Genomic DNA, 24,021 nt, shown 5'->3' with positions numbered 1-24,021 from the left:
GCGCGCCTGTCCGGGCTACCGGCCCACAGCCAACGGTGAACCCGTAGCCCGGCTCAGCGTAGCGCAGGCCGGGAGGCAGAGACGCTTACTTGATATACGTAAAGGCGGTGGTGACGCGAGACACGCCGCTCACCCGGCTGGCGATATCCGCCGCCGCGCGTCCTTCACGGTCGGTGACCAGACCCATCAGGAACACTTCACCGTTTTCGGTTGTCACCTTCACGTTGGAGGATTTCACCTGGTCGGTACCCAGCAGCTGGGAGCGGACTTTGGTGGTGATCCAGGTATCCGAAGACGCGGTCCCTAAGCCGATCGGCTGGCCCTGACGCACTTCGTTAAACACCTCCGTCGTACCTTCTACGCCCATAGCGATTTGCTTCGCGCGCGCGGAGAGATCGGACGTTGGGGACTGTCCGGTCAGCAGAACTTTGCCCTGGTAGGCGGTCACGTTGATGCGGGCCTGTTTCTTAATTTGTTCATCTTTCGACAGCGCGCTGTTAACGCGCAGCTCCAGCGTGCTGTCGTCCACCTGAGTACCTACCGTACGCGGGTCCGTCGCGGCTTTAGTGCCGACTGCTGCCGTTCCGACTACCGCGGCAGCAACGCATCCCTGAAGCAGTAGCGCAGACAGCAGAATGGCGAGGGGCGAGAGAGCCTTCATGTGTTCTCCTTAATCGTCCTGGTGTGGAAAAAGCGTGTTATCGATCAAATCGCACAGACAGTTGACGGTGAGCATGTGCATTTCCTGAATTCGCGCGCTGCGATGCGACGGAATGCGGATTTCGACGTCCTGCTGCCCTAACAGGCCAGCCAGTTCACCGCCGTCATAACCGGTTAACGCCACGATAGTCATATCGCGGGTGACCGCCGCTTCCACGGCTTTCACGATGTCCCGGCTGTTGCCGCGCGTAGAAATCGCCAGCAGCACATCGCCGGCGTGTCCCAATGCTCGCACCTGCTTAGCATAGATTTCGTCATGCAGGCGATCGTTGGCAATTGCGGTTAAGACCACATTATCGGTATTTAGTGCAATGGCGGGTAAACCAGGACGCTCTGTTTCAAAACGGTTAATCATACTGGCAGCAAAATGCTGTGCGTTGGCGGCGGAAGTACCATTACCACAACAGAGGATTTTGTTGCCGTTCAGCAGCGACTGAACGAGCGTCATCGCCGCACGTGAGATGGCGTCCGGGAGTGCTTCCGCTGCTGCAATTTGGGTTTGAATGCTTTCGGTGAAGCAGGCTTTGATTCTGTCGAGCACGGGATCCCTTAATTCGTTTACGCTATTCGCCAAAGGCGTTTTTTAGCCATTGGATGTCGTTTCCGGTGAAGGCTACCACATCGAAACGGCAATCCACAGTCTCAAAGCTCCCATTCTGTCGGCAGAGCCACAGACGCGCGGCTTTGAGCAGTCTTTGTTGCTTTTGCGGCGTGACGCTGGAGGCGGCATCGCCGTAGTTTGCGCTGCGACGATAGCGTACTTCGACAAAGATGGTGACGCTGCCGTCGCGCATGATGAGGTCTATCTCGCCGCCGCGCTCGCGGACGTTGGCGGCGATAAAACGCAGACCCTGGCTCTCCAGCCAGCGGCGCGCCTGGGTTTCCCAGGCATCGCCGGTCTGTTTACTTAGTTGGCCGCGACGATTTGCCCACCCTGGTATTTGAGCCATGACAGTTTCCTGTTGATCACGCAATCCTGCGTGGCCGTGAGATCGCCGGTATTGCCGTTCAGCTCAAAGCCGGGAACCTGGCGCATCTGCGAGAAATGGTTGGCCAGGGACCAGGCGTCGGCGCCCATGGCGTACAGGCGCGCCAGCGAGTAGTCGTTACGAACGGCGGCCAGCGCCTGCTGCTGCAGGGCAGGATTACTTCCCGCCAGCATCGGGATCTCGCTATATTGCAGACCTTCCATCTCCAGACGGAAGTCCGGTCCGGAAGTCCCCTGGGCGCTGCGGGAGCTGGCGTAGAGCGTTACGCCGCTCTGGCTGCCGTTACGCAGGGCGATCATCGGTTTGATGTAAGCGATTTGTTCCGGCGTGGCCAGGATATACGCGGCGTCGACGCCGCCGGTGCTGCTGACCGGCACATCGCTCGGGCTACCCAGAGCGCTGTCCTGCGCTGACGGCAGGGTTGAGACAGGCGTACCGCTTAGCGAAATACCGCTGTTGACGCTGCCGCGCAGCTCGGCGGTGGAGCCCAGGCGCTGTTGCAGGACGGTACCGCCCCCCAGCTTCAGCCACTCGTTGGCGAAGGCGGTAACCACCCGATCGCCCAGGGCGCCGCGAGGCACCAGCAGCAGCGGAGTCTGTTTACCCTGATCGTGAATGTGATGCGCCGCGTCGCGGGCTTCATCTTCCGGTGAGAGGGCGAAATAGCAGATATTGGCCCGGCTTTCGACTTTTTCCGGCTGATTGAGCGCCAGCACGTTCAGCGAGGTATTGCTCTTGATGACATCTTCGACATTATCTTTCAGCAGCGGACCGACGACGATGGTCGCGCCATCCTGCTGCACCTGGGTCAGCAGCTGGCTCATTGGCTGAGTCGTGGTGTCGTAGATTTTCAGTTCTGCGGAAGGGTTGGCTGGCGTTGCGGCGACTGCCTGAGCCTGCGGCGCTTCCGCTGGCTGGCTGGTGGCCTCCGGCGTCGAGGCTTGTACTGCCGCCGGCGCGGTGACCGGCGCCGCGGTTTGCGCCTGGTCGGCCGCTGGTGCCTGTACCGGGGGCTGAGCGTTATTGGTGGTCGTCAGGTCGGTGACCTCCGCCTGCGATGGGCTGACTACGGCGCTTTCGGCAACGTTCGCCGCCTGGGCGACCTGGGCGGGTACTGCGCTTCCTGCAACGGCAGGCGCGCCGTTCTTCGCCGCTTCAAAGCCCTGCTGGATCGTGCGGCCAAAAATCGCCGCCTGGCCGTTTAACGGCAGCAGCAGGGCGATTTTATTGGTCGATGCGGCCTGGTAGTTTTGCATATTCACTAGCTGCGTCGGCAGCATTTTCGCCCCCGGGTTTTGCGGGTAGCGAGTCTGCCAGTCTTTCACTCCCGCCTTGAGCATCGTCGGATCGCTGCGGTTATCAAACCACATGCGCTGCAGATCCAGCCAGCCCTGCAGGACGTTCTCATCGGCGTTAATGACCAGCGCGTTGGCCTGATCTTTGGTCATGGCGGTGAGCGCTTTCCAGGTCGCGTCGATGTTTTTCTGCTTTTGCGCAGGCAGGCTTAACAGAGACTGTTGGGCAATCAGGGCCCGCAGCAGGTGCAGCGAGGGTTGACCCTGGCTGGCGTCAATTTGCGCCTGCCAGTAGCGGGGCAGCTGGTTCTCCTCAAGGCTTGCCGGGTCGAGCTTGCTGAGCAGCGTCTGCGCGCCCTGGAAATCGTTCTGCGCCAGCTTCACTTCCACCGCCAGCAGCGACCTTTCGCGGCTTTGCGCACCGTTGAGATTAGACGGTAGCTGGTTGAACAGGTCGATCGCCTGCGGTTTCTTACCTTCCTTCAGCAGTGCACGAATGGCGAGTAATTGCCAGTTGGTCTTGCTATCATTCGTGCTTTGCTGCATCTGTTGCAGATAGTAACTGGAGTCTGCTTGGGCCGTACCCTGCAAATACGCCGTACTTTGATCCGGAGTATGGGTACCGCAGCCGGCAAAGATCAGCGCGGCCAGCAGTACGGGCAGACAACGCACGGGTTTAGAACGAAGAAATGTTGACGGTACCATATGTGTCCAGTGATATTTTTTTGGCTCAATGCTCAATATTAATTCGGCAATACGGACGAGACAATGAAACAACACGAATCAGCAGATAATTCTCAGGGACAGCTCTATATTGTGCCCACTCCGATAGGGAATCTGTCTGATATCACGCAACGCGCGCTGGAAGTGTTGCAAGCCGTTGATTTAGTTGCAGCGGAAGATACCCGCCATACCGGTTTGCTGCTGCAGCATTTTGCGATCAATGCCCGTTTATTCGCGCTTCATGACCACAACGAGCAGCAAAAGGCGGAAACGCTGGTCGCGAAGCTTAAAGCGGGGCAAAACATCGCGCTGGTTTCCGACGCCGGAACGCCGCTGATTAACGATCCCGGCTATCATCTGGTGCGCACCTGCCGTGAAGCTAATATCCGCGTGGTGCCTCTGCCCGGTCCTTGTGCGGCGATTGCGGCGCTGAGCGCGGCGGGTCTGCCTTCGGATCGCTTCTGCTATGAAGGCTTTCTGCCTGCCAAATCCAAAGGGCGTCGTGACACGCTGAAGGCGCTGGAAGAAGAGCCGCGGACGATTATTTTTTATGAGTCCACCCACCGCCTGCTGGAAAGCCTGGAGGATATCTGCGCTGTGCTGGGGGAGTCCCGCTACGTGGTGCTGGCGCGTGAGCTGACCAAAACCTGGGAATCGATTCACGGAGCGCCGATCGGCGAGCTGCTGGCATGGGTGAAAGAGGACGAAAATCGCCGTAAAGGCGAGATGGTGCTGATCGTAGAAGGTTTTAAAGCGCAGGAAGAGGCGCTGCCGGCGGTAGCGCTGCGTACGCTGGCCCTGCTGCAGGCTGAGCTGCCGCTGAAAAAAGCCGCCGCGTTGGCTGCGGAAATCCACGGCGTGAAGAAAAATGCCCTGTATAAGTATGCCCTGGAGCAGCAGGGGTAAGCAGAATGCCCGGGCGATTGCCCGGGCCAATACCTTATTTAGCGGGGGTTGCTTCGAATACAAGCATCTGTAATGGCTGCAACGTGACGACAATTGGGGCCTGGTATTTATCAGGGAATGTCGAATTGCTCCCGTAGATGCTTCTTAACGTGAAGTTTGAGGTTGCCCCATGCGGAAGCTCAAATGCTTTCGTCAGGTCAAGGTAGTATTGCTGCGGTTTATCCGATGGGTTACGTATCCCCAGGATAGCTTTTTCTTTGCTCCAGGATGCCCAACCATACACTTCCAGCGCAGTCGGATCGCCGCCTACCCAGTGGGTATCGACTAATATATCGGCGTTAGCGCGGGACCATTTTGCCGCCTGCGCCAGGATATCCCATTTCGCTTTATTGAGCATGGACGGTGTGATGTAAAGCTCTTGTAGCTGGGTGCCGGTAGCGAAATAGCTCCATACTTGATCGGCAAAGTCGCTATCCGTTTGTACCTTCTCAAGCCCGTAATAGGCGTTTTCAGCGCTAACTATGCCGTGGTACATCAGTGAGTTAAGTGGAAATAGCGGACCTTTTCGTACGATAGATCGCCAGGTTTCTGCATCCCGATAAGTCATCCATTGCTGTACTGGCGTGCCGGGACCGTAGAGATTAATGTCATCACCCTGACGCCAGATAGCGTCAGCATAGAACAACCATGAGGGGCTGGCGTTGGTCCCGGTGGTTAAATTAATAAACTGATTTGGGTTGGCGCTACGCATATTATGAAGTAGGGCAATTGACGCATCGAAGTCAGATGCGAACTCACTACCTTTAATATGTGAATTTGCGTTCCCCATACCATCCAGTTTAAATGAAGTGATATGCTCTTCTTTAATTAGATTAATAACCTGTGCATTAAAGTTTTTAAAATATTTAGGGCCGGAGAGCGCAAATTTTCCATCGACGGTTTCGAAGCCATATTCTTTAGCATGGGATACGCGAATATCCCGCGGCTTGTTATATCCGCCCCAGGGAGAAAGCCAGAGTCCGATTGAACTATGCAAGCTATCGGCTTTTTCTCTTACCTTACTGAATCCGTTGCTAAAAGCCGGACCAAATAACCATCTTCCGGTCCGATCATCCCAGCCATCATCTAACAGGAAGGCATCCAGCATTACACCGCGTCCGGTAATGAATTCCTTATTCCATTCATCCATACGCTGTAGAACTTCGGGTTCGGTATAGGTGGTAAAGAATCCAATATCCATCCAGCTGTTGTAGTGCAGATAGGGCTTATAGGGCCGCGGGCGAACCGCATCGATAAACTGGTTGACGCTTCGGCGTAGCTGATTGATTTCCGGGAATGTACCGAACCAGGTGGTATAGCTAACGGCGGTGCCTGGCTGTAAAGGAGTTTTTAGTTCAACATTAAGATTGGTGGTTGCTTCATAAGCCCAGGTGTTCACTACAGGTTTATTCGGCAATATAAAAAATGAATCAGCAATAATCGGTGAGCTATTTATTGAACCTTCTACCCACGGGGCTTGTGACTGTTTTCTGGTGGGGAAAAACGTGATTTTCGAGACCTCTTGTGCCTTCCCGAGGGCGGTAATCGTATAATCAATGCTGGCGTATTTATCTTTAACCAGATTCAGTTTTACCTCGACGTTAAAACCCGGATGAGCATAATCAATGATAATGGTGTTATCTTTCTTATCCACATGCTTTATTTTAAAGTCAGCGGCGTGAATGACCGTTTCATCCGGAAGAGTAAGAAAGAAAAGCTCTTCGGGTGAAAGCTGGTGCTGTGATTTAACGTCTTTAAGCGCCATCACAGAATTCGCATCGTTAAATGAAACGGCAAGGTATTCGCTATCCAGTGCATATTGGGCGGCGAAAGCCCCGTTGGAAATAAGCACAGCCAGTAACGAAACATTGAGCATTTTTTTCATGAGAAAAGTCCTTGTTTTCGTTTTTTTCAGAGGTAAGCAGCGTTAGCCTCCATTGGGTTAACGCTTTGGTAAGGGGAGGTGCTGGGGGCTGGCTACACTCAGGCTTCGGCGATTTGTAAAAGGCGGTTGGCCGACCCGCATACGGCGATCTTACTGCGTACCACCTCTTTCATCGCGTTCATGCCAACGCGCATGTAATAACGCGGATCGTTACCTTGCGGATTTTCGGCAAACCATTTTTTCACCGCAGCAGCAAAGGCGATTTTCAGTTCAGTAGCGACATTGACTTTGCACACACCCAGTTCGATGGTGCGGCGAACATACTCATCAGGCACATCGCTTGCGCCATGGAGTACCAGCGGAATATCCACCACTTCACGGATTTCCGCCAGACGCTGGAAGTCGATTTTGGGTTTTTTGGTGTAAAGGCCATGAGCCGTACCAATCGCTACGGCCAGGCTATCTACGCCCGTTAGCTCAATAAAACGTTTGGCTTCCTGCGGATCGGTCAAAAACGCGCTTTCCGCATCCACACTCATCTCGTCTTCTACTCCACCCAGGCGTCCGAGTTCAGCTTCTACGCTACAGTCGCGGGCATGGCAAAAATCCACCACCGATTTTACCAGTTTCACATTCTCTTCAAACGGGAAGTGGCTGCCGTCGATCATGGCGCTGCGTACGCCTGCGTTCACTTTCCGGCGAATATCTTCCAGCGATTCATGGTGATCGAGATGCAGAGCCAGCGGAATGCCGAAACTCGTGGAGTAGGCGCGGCATAGCGCGTAGATCTCCTCCAGCGCAATATGCTTAAAAGTACCCGGGGTTCCGGCGAGGATCACGGGTGATTGCATTTCGCTGCATACTTCCAGAATCGCCTGGATCGTTTCGGCGTTATGGATGTTGAACGCGGGTACCGCGTAGCCTTTTGCCTGGGCATCCTGCAGGAGATACTTGGTAGAAATAATGCTCATGATCGGATCCTCTTAAGCCAGCCATGGATGAATAACGACGCCCTGCACTACACGGTTAACCGTGCCGCTGGCGGAGGGGGTATCCGGCGTATTTCCTACGGCGATCGACTGCGTAAGGGCGAATACCTGGGCGTACATCAGGAAGCAGAAGGCCAGTTCTACATCACTGAAGTGACGCGCTGGCGGCAGAAGGATATGTGGACCAGCTTCAATAACGGCATCGCTCTCCGCGGCGATGGCCACCACACGCATGGCCTGCCGATCGCGCCGTAGTTCTGCCAGCAGGTCGAGATCGTATTGGCGGGTGTAAGGGTGGCTAGATATATACACCACAACCAGCGTTTCGTTATCGACCAGTGATTTTGGTCCATGGCGGAAACCGGTCGGTGAGTCATAGAACGCTGCCAGCTTACCCGCCGTTAGCTCCAGGACCTTTAACGCCGATTCACGCGCAGCGCCCTGTAACCCACCGCTGCCGAGATAAACGATCCGCTTCCAGGGCTCGTTGCCAAATACGCCGTGGCTGAAATCGCCGAGTGAGGTCAGTATTGCGTGGCAGCGATCGGCCACATCGCGGAATGTCTGGCTGTTAATAACTTCTGGCGCAAAGGCCGCCAGGCAGCTGGCCATCATTGTGGTAATACTGCTGGTCATCGCAAAGCCGCGATCGTGCGTTTCTGCTGGCATCAATAGCGCAAAGGCGTTCCCGTTCTCAAGAGCGTTTTGATAAAGGCTACCCGCTTCGTTGCAGGTAATTGAAAGGTGATAGCACTCCGGGACGAACTGGTTTGCCAGCTCAACGGCGGCTACGCTCTCCGGGCTGTTGCCGGAACGGGCGAAGGAGACCAGCAGTAGCGGATGCGCCGGGTTCAGGTAATCCATCGGATTGGTAACCAGATCGGTAGTTGGTACCGCGCTAATGTTTTTTGCGCTGTGATTAGCAAGCCATGGAGCGATGATTTCACCGATAAATGCCGAAGTGCCAGCTCCGGTCAGGATGATCCGTAGATCGTTTTTACGCAGCAGTGGCGTGAGAAAGTTGTCGATCGCCGGACGAATATTGTCGATGTTTTTCAGTGAGTGCATCCAACAGACAGGCTGCTGACGGATCTCTTCTTCTGTCCAGGTTCCGGTCGCCGCGGCAGCAGGGGTATAAATTTCTGACATAACGTAAGTCCTTATCTTGTGAACTCCACATCAGACGCTGGCAAATTGTCGCTATCTTTCGTTTTGTTTCACTTGTTCATGTGATCGATTGATTAAAATTTATAGGAAAGAAATCGAAAGTTCAATGATGCAAAATGAAATAAAACGAAATTTGTGATCGAGGGAGTGGGGGTTTTATATATGTAATTGATAAATTGATAATAAATCCCATGAAGGCAACGTGAGAGTTTTGTTTTACGAAAGGAAAAGAAAGTAAAGGCCTTGCGATCGTAAGTCGAAGGCCACTATGACGTTTAATGAAGGGCTATAGAGGGAAAACCTGGCCCTGAATCCATATCCGTTGTAAATGCAGTCCACCGTTAAGGGCGATGGCGCTGGCGCGTTTACCGGCCTTTAGCGAACCTAACTGATGGTCGATTCCCAGCAGACGGGCTGGATGTAGTGAAGCCATATGGATAGCATTCTCAGGGGAGATACCGGTGAGTTCGACCATATTACGAACCGCCACATCTACCGAAAGCGTACTGCCCGCCAGACTACCGGAAGCGGTCCGCACAATACCACCACGCATCTCTACCTTTTGGCCGCATAAGGTATAGCTCCCGTCAGGCATTCCCGCGGCCTGCATCGCATCGGTAATTAGTACTATCCGGTCTTGCGCGCAGCAGCAGCATAGCTTCATGGCAGCGGGGTGAACGTGATGTCCGTCGGCGATAAGTTCCAGCCATGCACGTGCGTCGGTTAACCCTGCGCCAACCATGCCCGGTTCCCTATGATGTAATCCCGTCATACCGTTATAGCAATGCACCAGCCCGTCCGCACCGGCATCAAAAGCGCTCCGGGTTTGCTCGCAGGTCGCCGCGCTATGCCCCAACATTACCCGCAGACCTCGATGCTTCAGATGGTTAATCGCCTGAAGTGCTCCGGTTTTTTCCGGTGCCAGCGCAACCACGCGCAGGGTATCGCGAGAAATGGCTATCATTTCATCCAGTTCTGCGAGATCCAGTTCGCGGAACCATTCCGCAGGATGAGCGCCTTTGTTCTGCGGCGTAAAATAAGGACCTTCCAGATAGCTTCCCAGCACCTGCGCTCCGGGACCTCCGGAATAGCAGCGTTGCGCTATACGTGCCAGCACTCGGTGTATCGCCTCTAACGGAGCCGTAACGGTGGTGGGGAGCCAGCCGGCAACCCCTTCACGTGCTTTGTGCATGGCTAGTTTATCAAGTACATCCGGAGCATCGTCCATCACATCGACTCCGGCGCCGCCGTGGACGTGAGTATCGATGTAAGCGGGAGCGAGTAGCTCAGCATCACGGAGCATGGTTCCCACGGAGATAGGCTCTATTGCCGTAATGACACCCTCTTCAATACGCAGTTGATGATCGTCCAGCCAGCCTTGTTCCGTCAGTAGACGTCTGGCGCGCAGAATTTGTGTCATATCCCTTCCTCGGCGGTGCTCTCTTCGCGACAGCGCCCTAGCTCGTCCACCAGACTGGTCAAGCCACGGTGCCCGCACTCCAGGGCCTGTATGCGAAACGCCTCGCCGCTGAGTTCATCGCGATCCAGCACCATTTCCAGCAATAGCTGCAGGTTGGTGCCGGTAATCACCTCACGGCCGGTTTTTTGCATCGCCAGTGTTGATGCAACGCGGAATGGCGTCCCGCCGAGCAGGTCGGTCAGGAATATGAGGCCTTCTTCGCCGTCCAGTTCTCCAACAGCCTGCTCAAGCTGCGAGGTAAGCAGCGCGGTGGTGGAAGTCTCAGGAAAATCGATAGCGATAAAGTGAGACTGCTCGCCGAGGATCTGCTTCATCGCTTTTTCCATGCCGCTGGCAAATCCGCCATGCCCCGTCAAAATGATACCTAACATCTCTGACCTCTTTTGCTTTACAGGAAGTGACAGAATTTACCGACGACGCCCAGAACCACGGTGATGCCAATAAGGCGCAGCGGACTCCAGCCTCTGCGTACCAGCCAGTACATGGTCAGGGTATAGACCAGCGGCAAAAATGCGGGCATCAATTTATCAATAACGTCGGCCTGCAGTTTAACCACCGCATCGCCGGCCTTGATTTCGAGCGTCGTATTCAGGCGAACATAGGTTGCCACCAGCGCCCCAATGACCGTCATCCCAACGATTGACGCCGCATGACCCACTTTCTTTGTGTTCGCTTTGATAAGCGGAATTGCTGCGACGCCCATTCGATATGCATAGTGCGCCAGACCAAAGCGTAGACCGAGATGGACGACGTTAAACAACACGATAAAGACTATTGCGCCAAGGATAGAGCCTTGCAGCGCCAGGCTGGCTCCTATCCCGCCGCAGATCGGCAACAGCGTCAGCCAGAACATGGCATCGCCAATCCCACCGAGCGGTGCGCCAACGGCGATTTTGGTGCTTTGGATGCTGTTGACATCCTGCTTGGAGCGTTCCATTGCCAGAATGATGCCAATAACAAACGTCACCAGGAAAGGATGGGTATTAAAGAATCCCATATGGCCTTTCATGGCTCGGGCCAAATCGCGTTTGTTGGTATGGATCTTTTTCAACGCGGGTAGCAGACCGTATAGCCAACCAGATGCCTGCATACGCTCATAGTTAAAAGAAGCCTGCAGCAGCATGGAACGCCAGGCCACGCGGTTAATGTCTTTTTTAGTGAGATCAGCGCTAATATTCTGATCTTCATAGACGTTTTCATTCACCCCGGTGAGCAGCGTTTCTTCATTTTCAGTCGTATTCGACAAAGTATGTTGGTTAGATGCCATCTTCGAATTCCTCTTTCTGTGCCGCTGGTTTAGTCGGTTCGGGAGATTTGCGCAGCAGATCGATCAGCGCCATTGCCAGCGCGGCCGCGGCGATAGCCAGGACCGGAAGCTTGAGCCAGGCCGCGGCAACGAAACCTATGATGAAATAAGGGATATAGACGTTTTTCAGCATGATTTTTAGCAGTACGGCAAAGCCGATAGCGGGCATGATGCCGCCTGCCACGCCCAGGCCGTCAATCAGACGTTCGGGCAGCACATCAATGGCGGTTTTCGCGTGTTCCGCTCCGAAGTAAATTGGCAGGAAAGCGCAAAGGAAGTAGAAAATGCCTAGCGCCAGCAGCGCCAGATAGTTAACCCGTTCAATACCTGCTGTATCGGCATTTGCGGCCATGCGATCGCAGCGGGACATCACGCCGGACATGACGGAGAACAGGAAGGTAATGCCCATTTGTACAGCGACGGCAAACGGTACGGCGACCCCTACAGCCACGTCAGGTTTCACGCCGGTGGTTATGGCAAAAGTTGTTCCCACAATAGTTCCGATAATGACGTTAGGCGGCTGAGCGCCAGCCAGCGGCGCCAGACCCATCCACACCAGTTCCAGCGTACCGCCGGTTAAAATACCGGTATGCAGATCGCCCAGAATCAGACCAACCAGCGGCCCAAGTACCACTGGACGGTGCATGTGTGTTAAACCGTTGAACATATCGAGGCCGGCAATAAAGGCGAGAATACCTAATGCAAAAGCCTGCAACAGACTAATTTCCATTGTGAATCCCTCAAAGTAGTTTAAAGAGATCCAAAGCAGGTTCTGTCGGGACACCCTGAACGAAGCATTCCACTCCGGCCGCTTTCAGACCGTTAAAGGCGCTGATATCGTTCGCGTCGACAGAAACCGTTTTGGCAATTTGTTTTTTACCTTCGGCGTAATGCATGTTTCCCACATTGATGCGTGTGACGGGCACACCGCCTTCGACCAGCTTGAGAAAATCAGTCGGTGTTCTGCATACCAGTAAAATTTTCTGCCGGTCGGCGGCGCGGTGAATGTTATCGATCGTTTTTTGCAGCGACCAGAAACGTACGGCAATCCCTTCGGCCAAAACCATTTCCATCAGATTCTGCTGCACGGTGTCTTCAGCGACTCCATCATTAGCGACCAGTACCAGATTTGCCCCCGCAAATCCGACCCACTGTACGCCTACCTGGCCATGGATGAGTCTTTCGTCAATACGACTCAGTACGATATTTGGCATAGCGTTTTCCTCTTAGTTGTTATCCGTTATGGAAGTAACGCCCTGACAGGCGGCATGGTACTGCTGCAGTATGTCCTGAATGTGGCTCATGATGAGTTCCCGCGGCGTGGCACTGAGATCTCCCTCGCGTACTTTTACGTACTGCAAAGGTAAATACTGGCTGATAAGCGGTAGCGGGATTGGCTCACCCGCCAGATTGCGAACCAATCTTTCGAATGCGTCATCAATCTGGCTGTCCGGCCAGTAATAACGAACGCGATCGGAATAGCTGTAGCCGCGGGCCAGACGACGTGCGTTGCCATCGCCGTGATAGTGGCTTTGCCAGTATTCCGGGCGATCGAGCATTACGCTCTCAAGTACGTGACGAAGGCCAGAGCAGGCTTTGGCCGGCAACAGCTCCTCCTCAATGGCTGCCAGCGAGAACAGCGCTTCGCGCAGGGCGAAAGTCAACGCCGGACCAACTTTCAGAATGGCGAAGTGATCTTTTACGAGCTGGCGCAAAGATTGCGGCGTCTGGTAATCCGTGGAGTGTGCTTCGAATACCAACGTGTCGTAAGCTTCAACCATTTTGCTCAGAGCGACGGCTTTTTGCGGTTGGTAATCTATGATGTGCGTATGATCGAACTCGACGCCGGGTTGCACAACCAGGGCAATGATGCGGGACCAGATGGCATCCAGACCCAGTTTTTCAAACGCATGGCGATGGGCTTTCAGCGTGGCGCGTGCCGCATCGGGTGTAGTGACCTCTAGCTCGGCTAATGTTTCGTGGGCACCGCCTGGTACAGGCACTTCGGTGCCAATGATGTAGACGAGATCCGATTCGCCGAACTGCTCCACGCAGGTTTCCTCGGCAATCTTTGCCAGACGTGCAGCACGTTCCGCGACGATAGCATCGGTTAGCGGAACCGGATCGCCCTGACAGGACATGCTGCAATCAAGATGGATTTTTTTAAATCCTGAAGCCACGTAGCTTTTGATCAAACCGTCAGCATTGGCCATCGCCTGCTCCGCTGGCAGATGCTGCCAACGATTTGGGCCGAGATGGTCGCCGCCCAGAATTAACTGCTCTTCGGGGAAATCAAGCGAGTTGGCCAGTTGGCAGACAAAGTGGCGAAAATCAGCTGGGGTCATTCCCGTATAACCGCCAAACTGATCAACCTGATTGGAGGTTGCCTCGATCAGCAGAGGAGTTCGGTTAGCATGTGCGTAGCGTATTGCAGACTCCAGAACCAGTGGATGCGCCGAACAAACGGCATATATACCGTTTGCTTTCCCCCGTTTATGCTGTTCCACCATAGTCGTCAGATGTTTCACTTTCCTCTCCAGGTTGGATTGTTATGATAATTATCTTTCGTTTTGTTTCATTTATACTGCATCATGGTGTTATAAAAATAAAACGAAAGATAATAGTTTTCCGATCTGTTTCACAAAAGAAACATAATGAAAGTGTTTTACGGCGAGTTTATGGGCTGAGATACCTGTCGCGGGGCTTGCATTCGGGTAAAAGAAAGGCGTTAATAAGGAAAACGAAATAAAACGAAAGAATTAGTTAAAGGATTTCTTATGAGCAACACAGACCATTCTGCAGATAAGCGGGTACCCGGTACCAGCGAAAGACGGGAGCAGATCATCCAGCGGTTGCGGCAGCATGGAAGCGTGCAGGTGAACGATCTTTCTGAATTGTTCGGCGTTTCTACGGTGACGATCCGTAACGATCTTGCGTTTCTCGAAAAGCAGGGGATCGCCGTTCGGGCTTATGGCGGTGCACTGATTTGCGACAGTAATATCCCCGGCGGAGAGCCTTCTGTTGAGGATAAAAGCTCGCTGAATACGGCGATAAAACGGCGTATCGCCGGAGCTGCTGTTGCGCTGATCGGGCCGGGGCATCGCGTTATTCTCGATTCCGGTACCACGACATATGAGATCGCCCGTCTGCTGCGCGAGCATACTGATGTTATTGCTATGACCAACGGTATGAATGTTGCTAATGCATTACTTGAAGCGGATGGTGTTGAGCTGTTGATGACCGGTGGGCACTTGCGCCGTCAATCGCTTTCGTTCTATGGCGACCAGGCAGAACAGTCGTTGCAAAATTACCACTTCGATATGCTGTTTCTCGGTGTTGATGCGATCGATCTGGAGCGGGGCGTCAGCACCCATAATGAAGACGAGGCCAGACTAAATCGTCGGATGTGTGAGGTTGCGGAGCGCATTATCGTGGTCACCGACTCGACAAAATTCAACCGTTCCAGCTTGCATAAGATCGTCGACACTCAGCGGATCGATACCATCATCGTTGATGATGGTATCCCGCCAGAAAGCCTGGAGGGGCTGCGTAAGAGCGGCGTTGAAGTCATTCTGGTGAATGCGTAAATATTGATACGCCGGGGGCGATGCTCATTCACCGCCGCCCGGCTTTTCTGCTAAGGATTATCACGTCACCGGCGCCGGGTTAAACACCGCCAGCTGATTGTGCAATCCCCACTGATCCGAGAAGGTCTTCTTGTGGCCGCTGGCGACATCAAGAATAAATTCAAACAGCTTCAGCCCTACCTCTTCGATGGTTTCTTCTCCAGTGGCGATGGTTCCCGCGTTGATATCCATTAAGTCATACCAGCGGTTTGCCAGCTCGGTACGCGTCGCCATTTTTATGACCGGCACGGCGACCAGGCCGTACGGCGTACCGCGACCGGTCGTAAAGACCTGCACCGTGATCCCGGAAGCCACCTGCTGAGTACCGCAGACAAAGTCGCTCGCCGGCGTCGCGGCGTAAATCAGCCCGCGTTTGGTCGGGCGCTGCCCCGGAGAGAGCACTTCGGCAATCGCGCTCTTCCCGGATTTAGCGATAGAGCCCAGCGCTTTCTCGACGACGTTCGCCAGGCCGCCTTTCTTGTTGCCGGGGGAGGGGTTGGCGCTGCGGTCGGTTTTGCCCATATCGAGATAGTTATCGTACCAGGCCATCTCCTCCAGCAGGCGTTTTCCGACTTCTTCGTTGATGGCGCGCGGCGTCAGCAAGTGGATCGCATCGCGCACTTCGGTGACTTCCGAGAACATAACGGTCGCCCCGCAGCGCACCAGCAGATCGGATGCGTAGCCCACCGCCGGGTTGGCGGTGACGCCAGAAAACGCATCGCTGCCGCCGCACTGCATACCGACAACCAGCTCGGAGGCCGGGCAGGCTTCACGCTGGCGCTGGTTCAGCTTCTCCAGGTGGTGCTCGGCGACCTGCAGAATGTCATCCACCATTGATTTAAAACCGACGTGCTTCTCATCCTGCAGGCTGACGATGCTGGCGCTATCCACGGGGATGCTTTTCACATCGTCGGTGCCTTCCAGCAGTCGCTCCGGCTGCAGTTTTTCGCAGCCAAGGCCAATCACCATCACTTCGCCGCCGAAGTTTGGATTGAGCGCCAGATTATGAATGGTGCGGATCGGGACGACCGCTGCCGGGGCGTTGATCGCCACGCCGCAGCCATACAGGTGGTTCAGACCCACAACGCCATCGACGTTGGGATACTTTGGCAGCAGATCGCGTTCGATAATTTTCACCACATAATCGACGACGCCCGCCACGCAGTGCACGCTGGTGCTAATGCCGAGCAGGTTTTTGGTTCCGACGCTCCCGTCGGCGTTGCGATAGCCTTCGAAGGTATAGCCTTCCAGCGGAGGCAGCGGCGCCGGGACTTTGGTCGCCAGCGGCAAAGTATGCAGCGGCGGCGCTTTTGGCAGTTCGACCAGCGATTCGTCAATCCAGCTGCCCTGTGGAATATCGCGTACTGCGTAGCCAATCACCTCGCCATAGCGGATAATTTCACCGTGGACGGGAATATCGACCAGCGCGACTTTATGGCCTTGCGGGATATGTTCAACGAGCGTGAGTCCGTCAGGGAAACGCGTTCCGGCCTTTAAACCGCGATCGTTAACAATAATCGCCACGTTATCCGTTTCGTCTACTTTTATATAAAATGCCGTTGGCGATTCCTGTCTAATTTCAATGTCAGCCATTGTCCAGTATTCTCCAGCAAGGTGCGAATAATAAAATAAAACGTTTATATCCGTCATATTTCAAGCTGCACGTGCGTTGGCTTTCCTCGCTCACCCCAGTCACATACTTTAGTAAGCTTCCGGGGATTCCCAGCGTTGCCGCCTTCATGCAACTCGAAATATTTAGGGTATATTCAATTTCTGATGTGCAGATTTGTGAAATAGAGAATGTCAGGTGTTTGAATCTGAAAATGTGATCTAAATCACCCATTGCTGCCAGGGAGAATACGCTAAAGAGGGAAATCGCTGGAACTGTGGGGTAGCGCCCACTGATTGCTGCATTTGCACAATAATAGAGATAATTAAACGCCATTTACAGGTTATGTGCACAGTGTTTAACGCTCGCAAGCTGATTATACTGAGTCATGCTTGCGATGCGTCGGATGAGTAAATCGATACCTGCTGATATTGATTTCTGAATAATGAAGAATCACGCCAAAATAAATAATAGAAGGTGTATTGTACCTGAGGAATATTAGATGAGTCTGGATGCAACGATAGAAAAGAAAAAAGGCGTGCCAACTCGATATTTAATCCTGCTGATCATTTTCATTGTTACCGCCGTTAACTATGCCGACCGGGCGACGTTCCCGAACGCTGGTACAGAGGTAGCGAAAGAGCTGCCGCTGAGCGCGGTCTCGATGAGCTATATCTTCTCCGCTTTCGGCTGGGCCTACCTGCTGATGCGGCTCTTCGGCGGCTGGCTGCTCGATAAATTTGGCTCGAAGAACGTCTACTCCTGTAGCCTGTTCTTCTGGTCGTTATTTACCTTCCTGCAAGGTTTTGTGGATATGTTTCCGCTGGCGTGGGCAAGGCTCTCAATGTTTTTTATGCGTTTTATGCTGGGCTTCTCAGAAACGCCTTTCTGCCCGGCAAACGCCCGTATCATGGCGGCCTGGTTTCCGACGAAAGAGCGCGGCACCGCCTCGGCGATTGTTAACTTCGCGCAGTATTTTTCCCTGGCACTGTTCTCGCCGCTGCTGGGATGGCTGACCTTTGCCTGGGGCTGGGAGCACGTCTTCACCGTGATGGGTTATGTGCTGACCGGCCTGTACGGCGGCGTCTTTAACGTATTTAGTAACGTCGCTTCCATTGTAACCCCGCTGGTTATCGGTTACCTGGTGAGCGAGCTGTACTCATTCAACGCAGCGCTGGTCTTCGCCGGATGCTCGGCCCTGATGGCGATGGTTTGCTATCTGTTTGTGGTCGGCGACATCAAACGCATGGAACTGCAGAAATCATTAACGGTTAAGTGACAAGGTATAAGTGATGAATAACGATATCTTCCCGAATAAATTTAAGGCGGCCCTGGCGGCGCATCAGGTTCAGATTGGCTGCTGGTCCGCGCTGGCGAGCCCAATTAGCACCGAAGTTTTAGGTCTGGCAGGTTTCGACTGGCTGGTACTGGACGGCGAACATGCGCCGAACGATATCTCCACCTTTATCCCGCAGCTGATGGCACTGAAAGGCAGCGCCAGCGCGCCGGTCGTCCGCGTACCGACCAACGAGCCAGTGATTATTAAGCGTCTACTGGATATCGGTTTTTATAACTTCCTGATTCCGTTTGTCGAAACGGAAGCACAGGCGATAAACGCCGTCGCCTCAACCCGCTATCCGCCAGAAGGCATTCGCGGTGTATCCGTCTCGCACCGCGCCAATATGTTTGGCACCGTGCCGGATTACTTCGCGCAGTCGAACAACAACATCACCATCCTCGTGCAAATCGAGAGCCAGCAGGGCGTGGATAACGTTGATGCGATAGCCGCCACGCCGGGCGTTGACGGTATTTTTGTCGGCCCAAGCGATCTGGCCGCTGCGCTGGGCCATCTGGGCAATGCTTCCCATCCGGAAGTGCAGAAAGCTATCCAGCACATTTTTGCCAGCGCGAAAAAGTGCGGTAAACCGAGCGGTATTCTGGCGCCGGTTGAAGCCGACGCGCGGCGCTATCTGGAATGGGGCGCGACCTTTGTTGCCGTCGGCAGCGACCTGGGCGTATTCCGCTCTGCCACGCAGAAGCTGGCTGACTCCTTTAAGAAATAACCACCACCGAAACTAGAGAGATAAAGACATGACAATGAAAGTTGGTTTTATTGGCCTCGGTATCATGGGTAAACCAATGAGTAAAAACCTCCTCAAGGCAGGTTACTCGTTGGTGGTTGCTGACCGTAACCCGGAAGCGATTGCCGAAGTGATTGCCGCAGGCGCAGAAACCGCCGCGTCAGCGAAAGCGATTGCCGAGCAGTGCGATGTGATAATCACCATGCTGCCGAACTCCCCGCACGTGAAAGAGGTGGCGTTGGGTGAAGGCGGCATTATTGAAGGCGCGAAGCCGGGCACCGTGCTGATCGATATGAGCTCCATTGCGCCGCTGGCGAGCCGTGAGATCAGTGAAGCGCTGAAAGCGAAAGGCGTCGATATGCTGGATGCGCCGGTCAGCGGCGGCGAACCGAAGGCCATCGACGGTACGCTGTCGGTGATGGTGGGCGGTGATAAAGCGATTTTCGACAAATATTACGATCTGCTGAAAGCGATGGCGGGTTCCGTGGTGCATACCGGCGAGATCGGCGCGGGCAACGTGACCAAGCTGGCCAACCAGGTGATCGTGGCGCTGAACATTGCGGCGATGTCCGAAGCGCTGACGCTGGCGACCAAAGCGGGCGTGAACCCGGATCTGGTATATCAGGCCATCCGCGGCGGGCTGGCCGGGAGTACCGTACTGGATGCCAAAGCGCCAATGGTGATGGACCGCAACTTCAAGCCGGGTTTCCGTATCGATCTGCATATCAAAGATCTGGCGAATGCGCTGGACACTTCTCACGGCGTGGGCGCCCAGCTGCCGCTGACCGCCGCGGTGATGGAGATGATGCAGGCGCTGCGCGCCGACGGTTTGGGTACCGCCGACCATAGCGCGCTTGCATGCTACTACGAAAAACTGGCGAAAGTGGAAGTCACTCGCTAACAAGAAGGGCGCGGATGTGCGCCCTGTAATTCTTGCCTTGCGCGGCACTGTCAGGCTACATAACTATGAAAATCGTAATCGCCCCAGACTCTTATAAAGAAAGCCTCTCGGCCATAGAGGTTGCTCAGGCTATAGAAAAAGGTTTTCGGGAAATTTTCCCCGATGCGCTCTACGTGAAGGTTCCTCTCGCCGATGGCGGGGAAGGTACCGTTGAGGCGATGATTGCCGCGACGCAGGGAACCGAAATGAGCGCCTGCGTGACGGGGCCGCTGGGTGTTCCGGTTGATGCCTGCTGGGGGCTTTCCGGCGATGGTAAAACCGCGTTTATCGAAATGGCTGCGGCCAGCGGGCTGGGGCTGGTGCCGCCCGCTCAGCGTAACCCGCTATTGACGACGTCGCGCGGTACCGGCGAGCTGATTTTGCAGGCGCTGGATCATGGGGCGAAAAATATCATCATTGGCATTGGCGGCAGCGCCACCAATGACGGCGGCGCGGGGATGGTTCAGGCGCTGGGCGCGCGTCTCTGCGATGCCAACGGCGTGGAGATTGGCAACGGCGGCGGTAGTCTGTGTAGCCTCAATTCGATAGATCTCTCCGGTCTTGATGCGCGACTGCATGATTGCGCTATTCGGGTCGCCTGCGATGTCACCAATCCGCTGACTGGCGATACTGGCGCATCAAGGATATTTGGTCCGCAGAAAGGGGCTACCGAAGCGATGATCCGCGAGCTGGACAGTAACCTGGCGCACTATGCGGACGTTATTAAGGCCGATCTGCATGTCGATGTGACGCAGGTTGCCGGCGCGGGCGCGGCGGGCGGCATGGGCGCAGCGCTGATGGCGTTCCTGAACGCTGAATTACGCAGCGGGATTGAAATCGTGACCCAGGCGCTGAATCTGGAAGAGCATATCCTCGATTGTTCGCTGGTGGTGACCGGTGAAGGCCGGCTGGATAGCCAGAGTATTAACGGTAAAGTGCCGGTTGGCGTGGCGAACGTGGCGAAAAAGTATCATAAGCCGGTAATTGGCATTGCCGGTAGTCTGACCCGGGATGTCGGCGTGGTTCACCAGTATGGGATTGATGCGGTGTTTAGCGTGCTGACCAGCGTAACGACGCTCGAAGAGGCGTTTCGCGGCGCGGCGGACAATATTTATCATGCGTCGCGTAATATTGCGGCGACATTGCAGGTTGGGATGGCGACGGAAGGATGACAACCGTCGGTAAACCCTCTATACTGCGCGCCGAAGCTGACCAGACAGTCGCCGCTTCGTCGTCGTCCTCTTCGGGGGAGACGGGCGGAGGGGAGGAAAGTCCGGGCTCCATAGGGCAGGGTGCCAGGTAACGCCTGGGGGGCGCAAGCCCACGACCAGTGCAACAGAGAGCAAACCGCCGATGGCCCACGCAAGTGGGATCAGGTAAGGGTGAAAGGGTGCGGTAAGAGCGCACCGCGCGTCTGGTAACAGTTCGCGGCACGGTAAACTCCACCCGGAGCAAGGCCAAATAGGGGTTCATAAGGTACGGCCCGTACTGAACCCGGGTAGGCTGCTTGAGCCAGTGAGCGATTGCTGGCCTAGATGAATGACTGTCCACGACAGAACCCGGCTTAACGGTCAGCTTCAACTTTTACAAAACCCCTGCCAGCGATGGCGGGGGTTTTTGCTTCATAAGGCAGGTTGAAACACAGGACAGATGAATGACCGTCCACGACGCTATACCCCAAAAGAAAGCGGCACGATGGGGGAAACAGGTCTGCCATCAACCGCATTATGACTCATGCGGTTATGCGTCCTTCTTGCTTATTCAATATATTTAAAATAAATGAATTCAATTATAGCATTCATGTTTGTTATGTATTTCCTGGTTTAACTACATTTATGCGAACTATTTTTTACATTTCGTCATCGGCTTATGAAAAATAATAGCCACCCATATCGGTGATAATTAATCAGGATGAAATAAAAAATGAAATTAATGACTCGCATTGCAGTGACAACCGTCCTCGCTACGGGCTTCTCAATGGCGGCACAGGCTGCGGATGTTAACGCTGCGCCAGCCCCGGCGCAGGATCCGATTGTCCAGCATTTAAAACTGACCCAGGATCAGGTAACGAAAATCAAAAGCCTGCACAAGCAGCTGGAAAAAAACGTTCAGCAGATATCCCAGAACGATATTAAAGACGGCGTATTATTTGATGTGATTGATTCCGGAAAATGGAATGAAAAAGCGGTCAAAGATCAGCTGGCGGCGTTTAGTAAAGTCGAACAGCAGGTCCGCTATTATCGCGTGAAGTACTATTTTGATGTGAATCAGGTCCTGACGCCAGAACAGCGTAAGCAGGTCCAAAAAGATTTAGCTCAGGAACTGAGTGAGTAAATCTATCGGCCCCGGCCGGGGCCGATATTGACGTCAGGCGACGTTTTCTTCTTCCTGGAGCCGTATCTCCGCTTCTGCGACGATCGCCTCCAGTTCGCTCAACATCTCTTCATAACCAAAGCTAACCGTTGTCATGGTTTCTGGCTGCGGCTGCGACGCTGCCAGCACCGCTTTTTTTGTTTTCTTCTTGCCCACTGACACACTCCCTTACTGCCGTTGTTACACAGGTAAATCTATCAGCAAAGCGCGCAGCGGCGTATCGGCAACGAGGGTAATGTTAGCTTCGTCACGAATAAACGCGCCATCGCCGCAGGTCAAAGCCTGTTTCTCTTCTTCCTGCACTCGCGCATGTACCGTGCCGTGAATCGACTGCAGGTAGGCGCGCGGGCCGTGGAGCTGCACGTTAAGCTGCTCGCCTTTCGCCAGATTGATATGGTGGATCCATACCTGCTGGCGCAGCTGGAGACTGTTCTGGCTGCCGTCCGGCGAAGCCAGCAGCTGCTGCGCTCCCTCGGCGATAGCGATTTTTTGCACCAGCGGGTTTTCATGCTGCGGGCAGGCGTCCAGCCACAGCTGGATTCGCGTCAGCGAGCGCTCTTTGCTCAGATTGTGCTCGCTGTAGCTCACGCCAGGCTGGGTGGAGATCAGCAGCGCTTCGCCAGCTTTCGCCTGGATGTGATTGCCATCGCTGTCGCGGTACTCCGCTTCACCTTCCAGAATCAGGTTCAGAATGTCGACTTTCGGATAGGTGCGCGGCTGGAACGACGCGCCGGGCGCCAGAACTTCCTGGTTGAGCACGCGCAGCGACGCGTAACCTAGCAATTTCGGGTCGAAGTAGTGGCCAAAGGAAAAGGTGTAGCGGGCCTGCAGCCAGCCGAAGTCGGCTTGACCGCACTGTTTGGCTGTTCGGGTTGTAATCATCTTCTTGACCTCTCTTTACACTAAATCAATGGTAAAGGTATGGACGCTCTATTGTTAGCCAGATATTCTGCCCGGTATGTTCAAATTTCCTGAATGAGAGAACGATGGCTAAAGAGAGAGCATTAACGCTGGAAGCGTTACGCGTTATGGATGCGATTGACCGGCGCGGAAGCTTTGCGGCGGCGGCTGATGAGCTTGGTCGGGTGCCTTCAGCGCTCAGCTATACCATGCAAAAGCTGGAAGAAGAGCTGGATGTCGTCCTGTTTGACCGTTCAGGTCATCGAACAAAATTCACCAACGTAGGCCGAATGCTGCTTGAGCGCGGGCGCGTTCTGCTGGAAGCGGCGGATAAGCTGACAACCGATGCCGAAGCGCTATCGCGCGGCTGGGAAACGCACCTGACCATCGTCACCGAGGCGCTGGTACCCACCACCGATCTGTTTCCGCTAATTGAAAAGCTCGCGACCAAATCGAACACCCAGCTGTCGATTATTACCGAAGTGCTGGCCGGGGCATGGGAGCGCCTTGAGCAGGGGCGGGCGGATATTGTCGTTGCGCCGGATATGCATTTTCGTTCCTCCTCGGAAATTAACTCCCGTAAGCTCTACTCGGTTATGAGCGTCTACGTTGCCGCCCCCGACCATCCCATTCACCTCGAGCCTGAGCCGCTTTCTGAAGTCACGCGCGTGAAGTATCGCGGCGTGGCGGTGGCGGACACCGCCCGCGAACGTCCGGTGCTGACGGTGCAGCTGCTTGATAAACAGCCGCGATTAACCGTGAGCTCGATCGAAGATAAACGCCAGGCGCTGCTGGCAGGGTTGGGCGTCGCCACGATGCCCTATCCGCTGGTTGAGCGGGATATTGCCGAAGGGCGCCTGCGGGTGGTCAGCCCGGAGTACAGCAACGAGATCGACATTATTATGGCCTGGCGCCGGGACAGCATGGGTGAGGCAAAATCATGGTGTCTGCGGGAAATCCCGAAGCTATTTATGACCAGATAAAACAAAATGC

24 protein-coding genes and 1 other RNA gene are annotated in these 24,021 nt (G+C 54.6%); 9 read left to right on the top strand and 16 right to left on the bottom strand.

Going from position 1 to position 24,021, the window contains the following annotated elements; genetic code table 11:
• Positions 1-85 precede the first annotated feature (85 nt).
• The 4 genes from dolP to HMPREF1144_RS03620 are packed head-to-tail and all read right to left on the bottom strand — an operon-like array spanning position 86 to position 3,709.
• Positions 86-661 (bottom strand): division/outer membrane stress-associated lipid-binding lipoprotein, encoded by a 576-nt coding sequence (gene dolP, locus HMPREF1144_RS03635; protein WP_004125578.1) that lies wholly within the window; start codon positions 659-661, stop codon positions 86-88.
• Positions 662-670: 9 nt separating this feature from the next.
• On the bottom strand, positions 671-1,261 hold the full coding sequence (diaA, locus tag HMPREF1144_RS03630; RefSeq protein ID WP_002918211.1) for a DnaA initiator-associating protein DiaA: 591 nt from the start codon (positions 1,259-1,261) through the stop codon (positions 671-673).
• 22 nt (positions 1,262-1,283) lie between these two features.
• A complete protein-coding gene (locus HMPREF1144_RS03625) occupies positions 1,284-1,670 on the bottom strand; it encodes a YraN family protein (RefSeq protein WP_004854510.1) in 387 nt (128 codons plus the stop codon).
• The gene (locus tag HMPREF1144_RS03620) at positions 1,628-3,709 is read right to left on the bottom strand and encodes a penicillin-binding protein activator (protein ID WP_009651857.1); all 2,082 of its coding nucleotides are present in this window, start codon (positions 3,707-3,709) and stop codon (positions 1,628-1,630) included. The genes HMPREF1144_RS03625 and HMPREF1144_RS03620 overlap by 43 nt, the downstream gene beginning before the upstream one ends.
• Positions 3,710-3,772: 63 nt before the next feature.
• On the opposite strand from HMPREF1144_RS03620, the gene rsmI reads away from it, so the two are divergent.
• On the top strand, positions 3,773-4,633 hold the full coding sequence (gene rsmI, locus HMPREF1144_RS03615; protein ID WP_009651852.1) for a 16S rRNA (cytidine(1402)-2'-O)-methyltransferase: 861 nt from the start codon (positions 3,773-3,775) through the stop codon (positions 4,631-4,633).
• Positions 4,634-4,667: 34 nt separating this feature from the next.
• Here the strand turns inward: rsmI and HMPREF1144_RS03610 are convergent, their stop codons facing one another.
• From HMPREF1144_RS03610 to kbaZ, 9 genes are all read right to left on the bottom strand, one after another.
• On the bottom strand, positions 4,668-6,557 hold the full coding sequence (locus HMPREF1144_RS03610; RefSeq protein ID WP_009651886.1) for an enterotoxin: 1,890 nt from the start codon (positions 6,555-6,557) through the stop codon (positions 4,668-4,670).
• A 98-nt stretch (positions 6,558-6,655) separates the two neighbouring features.
• Positions 6,656-7,528 carry a tagatose-bisphosphate aldolase subunit KbaY gene (kbaY, locus tag HMPREF1144_RS03605; RefSeq protein ID WP_009651832.1) on the bottom strand — a complete coding sequence of 291 codons (873 nt, stop codon included), beginning with the start codon at positions 7,526-7,528 and terminating at the stop codon, positions 6,656-6,658.
• A gap of 12 nt (positions 7,529-7,540) precedes the next feature.
• Positions 7,541-8,695 (bottom strand): AgaS family sugar isomerase, encoded by a 1,155-nt coding sequence (locus HMPREF1144_RS03600; RefSeq protein WP_009651884.1) that lies wholly within the window; start codon positions 8,693-8,695, stop codon positions 7,541-7,543.
• Positions 8,696-8,999: 304 nt separating this feature from the next.
• Complete coding sequence (nagA, locus tag HMPREF1144_RS03595) at positions 9,000-10,133, bottom strand: N-acetylglucosamine-6-phosphate deacetylase (RefSeq protein ID WP_009651871.1); 1,134 nt, start codon at positions 10,131-10,133, stop codon at positions 9,000-9,002.
• The gene (agaF, locus tag HMPREF1144_RS03590) at positions 10,130-10,564 is read right to left on the bottom strand and encodes a PTS galactosamine/N-acetylgalactosamine transporter subunit IIA (protein WP_004125557.1); all 435 of its coding nucleotides are present in this window, start codon (positions 10,562-10,564) and stop codon (positions 10,130-10,132) included. Before agaF ends, nagA begins: the two co-directional genes overlap by 4 nt.
• Before the next feature lie 17 nt (positions 10,565-10,581).
• The gene (gene agaE, locus HMPREF1144_RS03585; protein ID WP_009651858.1) at positions 10,582-11,460 is read right to left on the bottom strand and encodes a PTS N-acetylgalactosamine transporter subunit IID; all 879 of its coding nucleotides are present in this window, start codon (positions 11,458-11,460) and stop codon (positions 10,582-10,584) included.
• The gene (gene agaW, locus HMPREF1144_RS03580; RefSeq protein WP_009651887.1) at positions 11,450-12,229 is read right to left on the bottom strand and encodes a PTS N-acetylgalactosamine transporter subunit IIC; all 780 of its coding nucleotides are present in this window, start codon (positions 12,227-12,229) and stop codon (positions 11,450-11,452) included. The genes agaE and agaW overlap by 11 nt, the downstream gene beginning before the upstream one ends.
• Positions 12,230-12,239: 10 nt before the next feature.
• Positions 12,240-12,713, bottom strand: coding sequence for a PTS N-acetylgalactosamine transporter subunit IIB (agaV, locus tag HMPREF1144_RS03575; RefSeq protein WP_009651844.1), 474 nt, complete (start codon positions 12,711-12,713; stop codon positions 12,240-12,242).
• A 12-nt stretch (positions 12,714-12,725) separates the two neighbouring features.
• Positions 12,726-14,027, bottom strand: coding sequence for a tagatose-bisphosphate aldolase subunit KbaZ (gene kbaZ, locus HMPREF1144_RS03570; RefSeq protein ID WP_042926955.1), 1,302 nt, complete (start codon positions 14,025-14,027; stop codon positions 12,726-12,728).
• A 249-nt stretch (positions 14,028-14,276) separates the two neighbouring features.
• Here kbaZ and HMPREF1144_RS03565 point away from each other — a divergent pair, with 249 nt between their 5' ends.
• The gene (locus tag HMPREF1144_RS03565; RefSeq protein WP_004125543.1) at positions 14,277-15,086 is read left to right on the top strand and encodes a DeoR family transcriptional regulator; all 810 of its coding nucleotides are present in this window, start codon (positions 14,277-14,279) and stop codon (positions 15,084-15,086) included.
• A 60-nt stretch (positions 15,087-15,146) separates the two neighbouring features.
• On the opposite strand, the gene garD is transcribed toward HMPREF1144_RS03565, so the two are convergent.
• Positions 15,147-16,718: a galactarate dehydratase gene (gene garD / locus HMPREF1144_RS03560; RefSeq protein WP_009651891.1), complete on the bottom strand. Its 1,572-nt coding sequence runs from the start codon at positions 16,716-16,718 to the stop codon at positions 15,147-15,149.
• Positions 16,719-17,236: 518 nt separating this feature from the next.
• Here garD and HMPREF1144_RS03555 point away from each other — a divergent pair.
• From HMPREF1144_RS03555 to HMPREF1144_RS03535, 6 genes are all read left to right on the top strand, one after another.
• Positions 17,237-18,013: an MFS transporter gene (locus tag HMPREF1144_RS03555; protein ID WP_009651849.1), complete on the top strand. Its 777-nt coding sequence runs from the start codon at positions 17,237-17,239 to the stop codon at positions 18,011-18,013.
• A gap of 13 nt (positions 18,014-18,026) precedes the next feature.
• Positions 18,027-18,797, top strand: coding sequence for a 2-dehydro-3-deoxyglucarate aldolase (garL, locus tag HMPREF1144_RS03550; protein WP_009651885.1), 771 nt, complete (start codon positions 18,027-18,029; stop codon positions 18,795-18,797).
• Positions 18,798-18,825: 28 nt separating this feature from the next.
• Positions 18,826-19,716 (top strand): 2-hydroxy-3-oxopropionate reductase, encoded by an 891-nt coding sequence (garR, locus tag HMPREF1144_RS03545; RefSeq protein WP_004105999.1) that lies wholly within the window; start codon positions 18,826-18,828, stop codon positions 19,714-19,716.
• Between the two features lie 65 nt (positions 19,717-19,781).
• On the top strand, positions 19,782-20,927 hold the full coding sequence (gene garK / locus HMPREF1144_RS03540; RefSeq protein WP_004854470.1) for a glycerate 2-kinase: 1,146 nt from the start codon (positions 19,782-19,784) through the stop codon (positions 20,925-20,927).
• 32 nt (positions 20,928-20,959) lie between these two features.
• Positions 20,960-21,338, top strand: an RNA gene (rnpB, locus tag HMPREF1144_RS30710) — RNase P RNA component class A.
• Between the two features lie 340 nt (positions 21,339-21,678).
• A complete protein-coding gene (locus tag HMPREF1144_RS03535) occupies positions 21,679-22,089 on the top strand; it encodes a Spy/CpxP family protein refolding chaperone (RefSeq protein WP_004854468.1) in 411 nt (136 codons plus the stop codon).
• A 33-nt stretch (positions 22,090-22,122) separates the two neighbouring features.
• Here the strand turns inward: HMPREF1144_RS03535 and HMPREF1144_RS33190 are convergent, their stop codons facing one another.
• Complete coding sequence (locus tag HMPREF1144_RS33190; RefSeq protein WP_009651863.1) at positions 22,123-22,284, bottom strand: hypothetical protein; 162 nt, start codon at positions 22,282-22,284, stop codon at positions 22,123-22,125.
• A 24-nt stretch (positions 22,285-22,308) separates the two neighbouring features.
• Positions 22,309-23,010 (bottom strand): pirin family protein, encoded by a 702-nt coding sequence (locus HMPREF1144_RS03530; protein WP_004854464.1) that lies wholly within the window; start codon positions 23,008-23,010, stop codon positions 22,309-22,311.
• 104 nt (positions 23,011-23,114) lie between these two features.
• On the opposite strand from HMPREF1144_RS03530, the gene HMPREF1144_RS03525 reads away from it, so the two are divergent.
• Entirely contained in the window at positions 23,115-24,011 is an 897-nt protein-coding gene (locus tag HMPREF1144_RS03525) for a LysR family transcriptional regulator (RefSeq protein ID WP_004854463.1), read from the top strand.
• Positions 24,012-24,021 lie beyond the last annotated feature (10 nt).

The sequence above is a fragment of the Klebsiella sp. OBRC7 genome (assembly GCF_000293135.1).
Taxonomy (GTDB): Bacteria; Pseudomonadota; Gammaproteobacteria; order Enterobacterales; family Enterobacteriaceae; genus Klebsiella; species Klebsiella michiganensis.
Note: the sequence above shows the minus strand (reverse complement) of the source record. Positions and strands in the feature narration are given on the sequence as shown.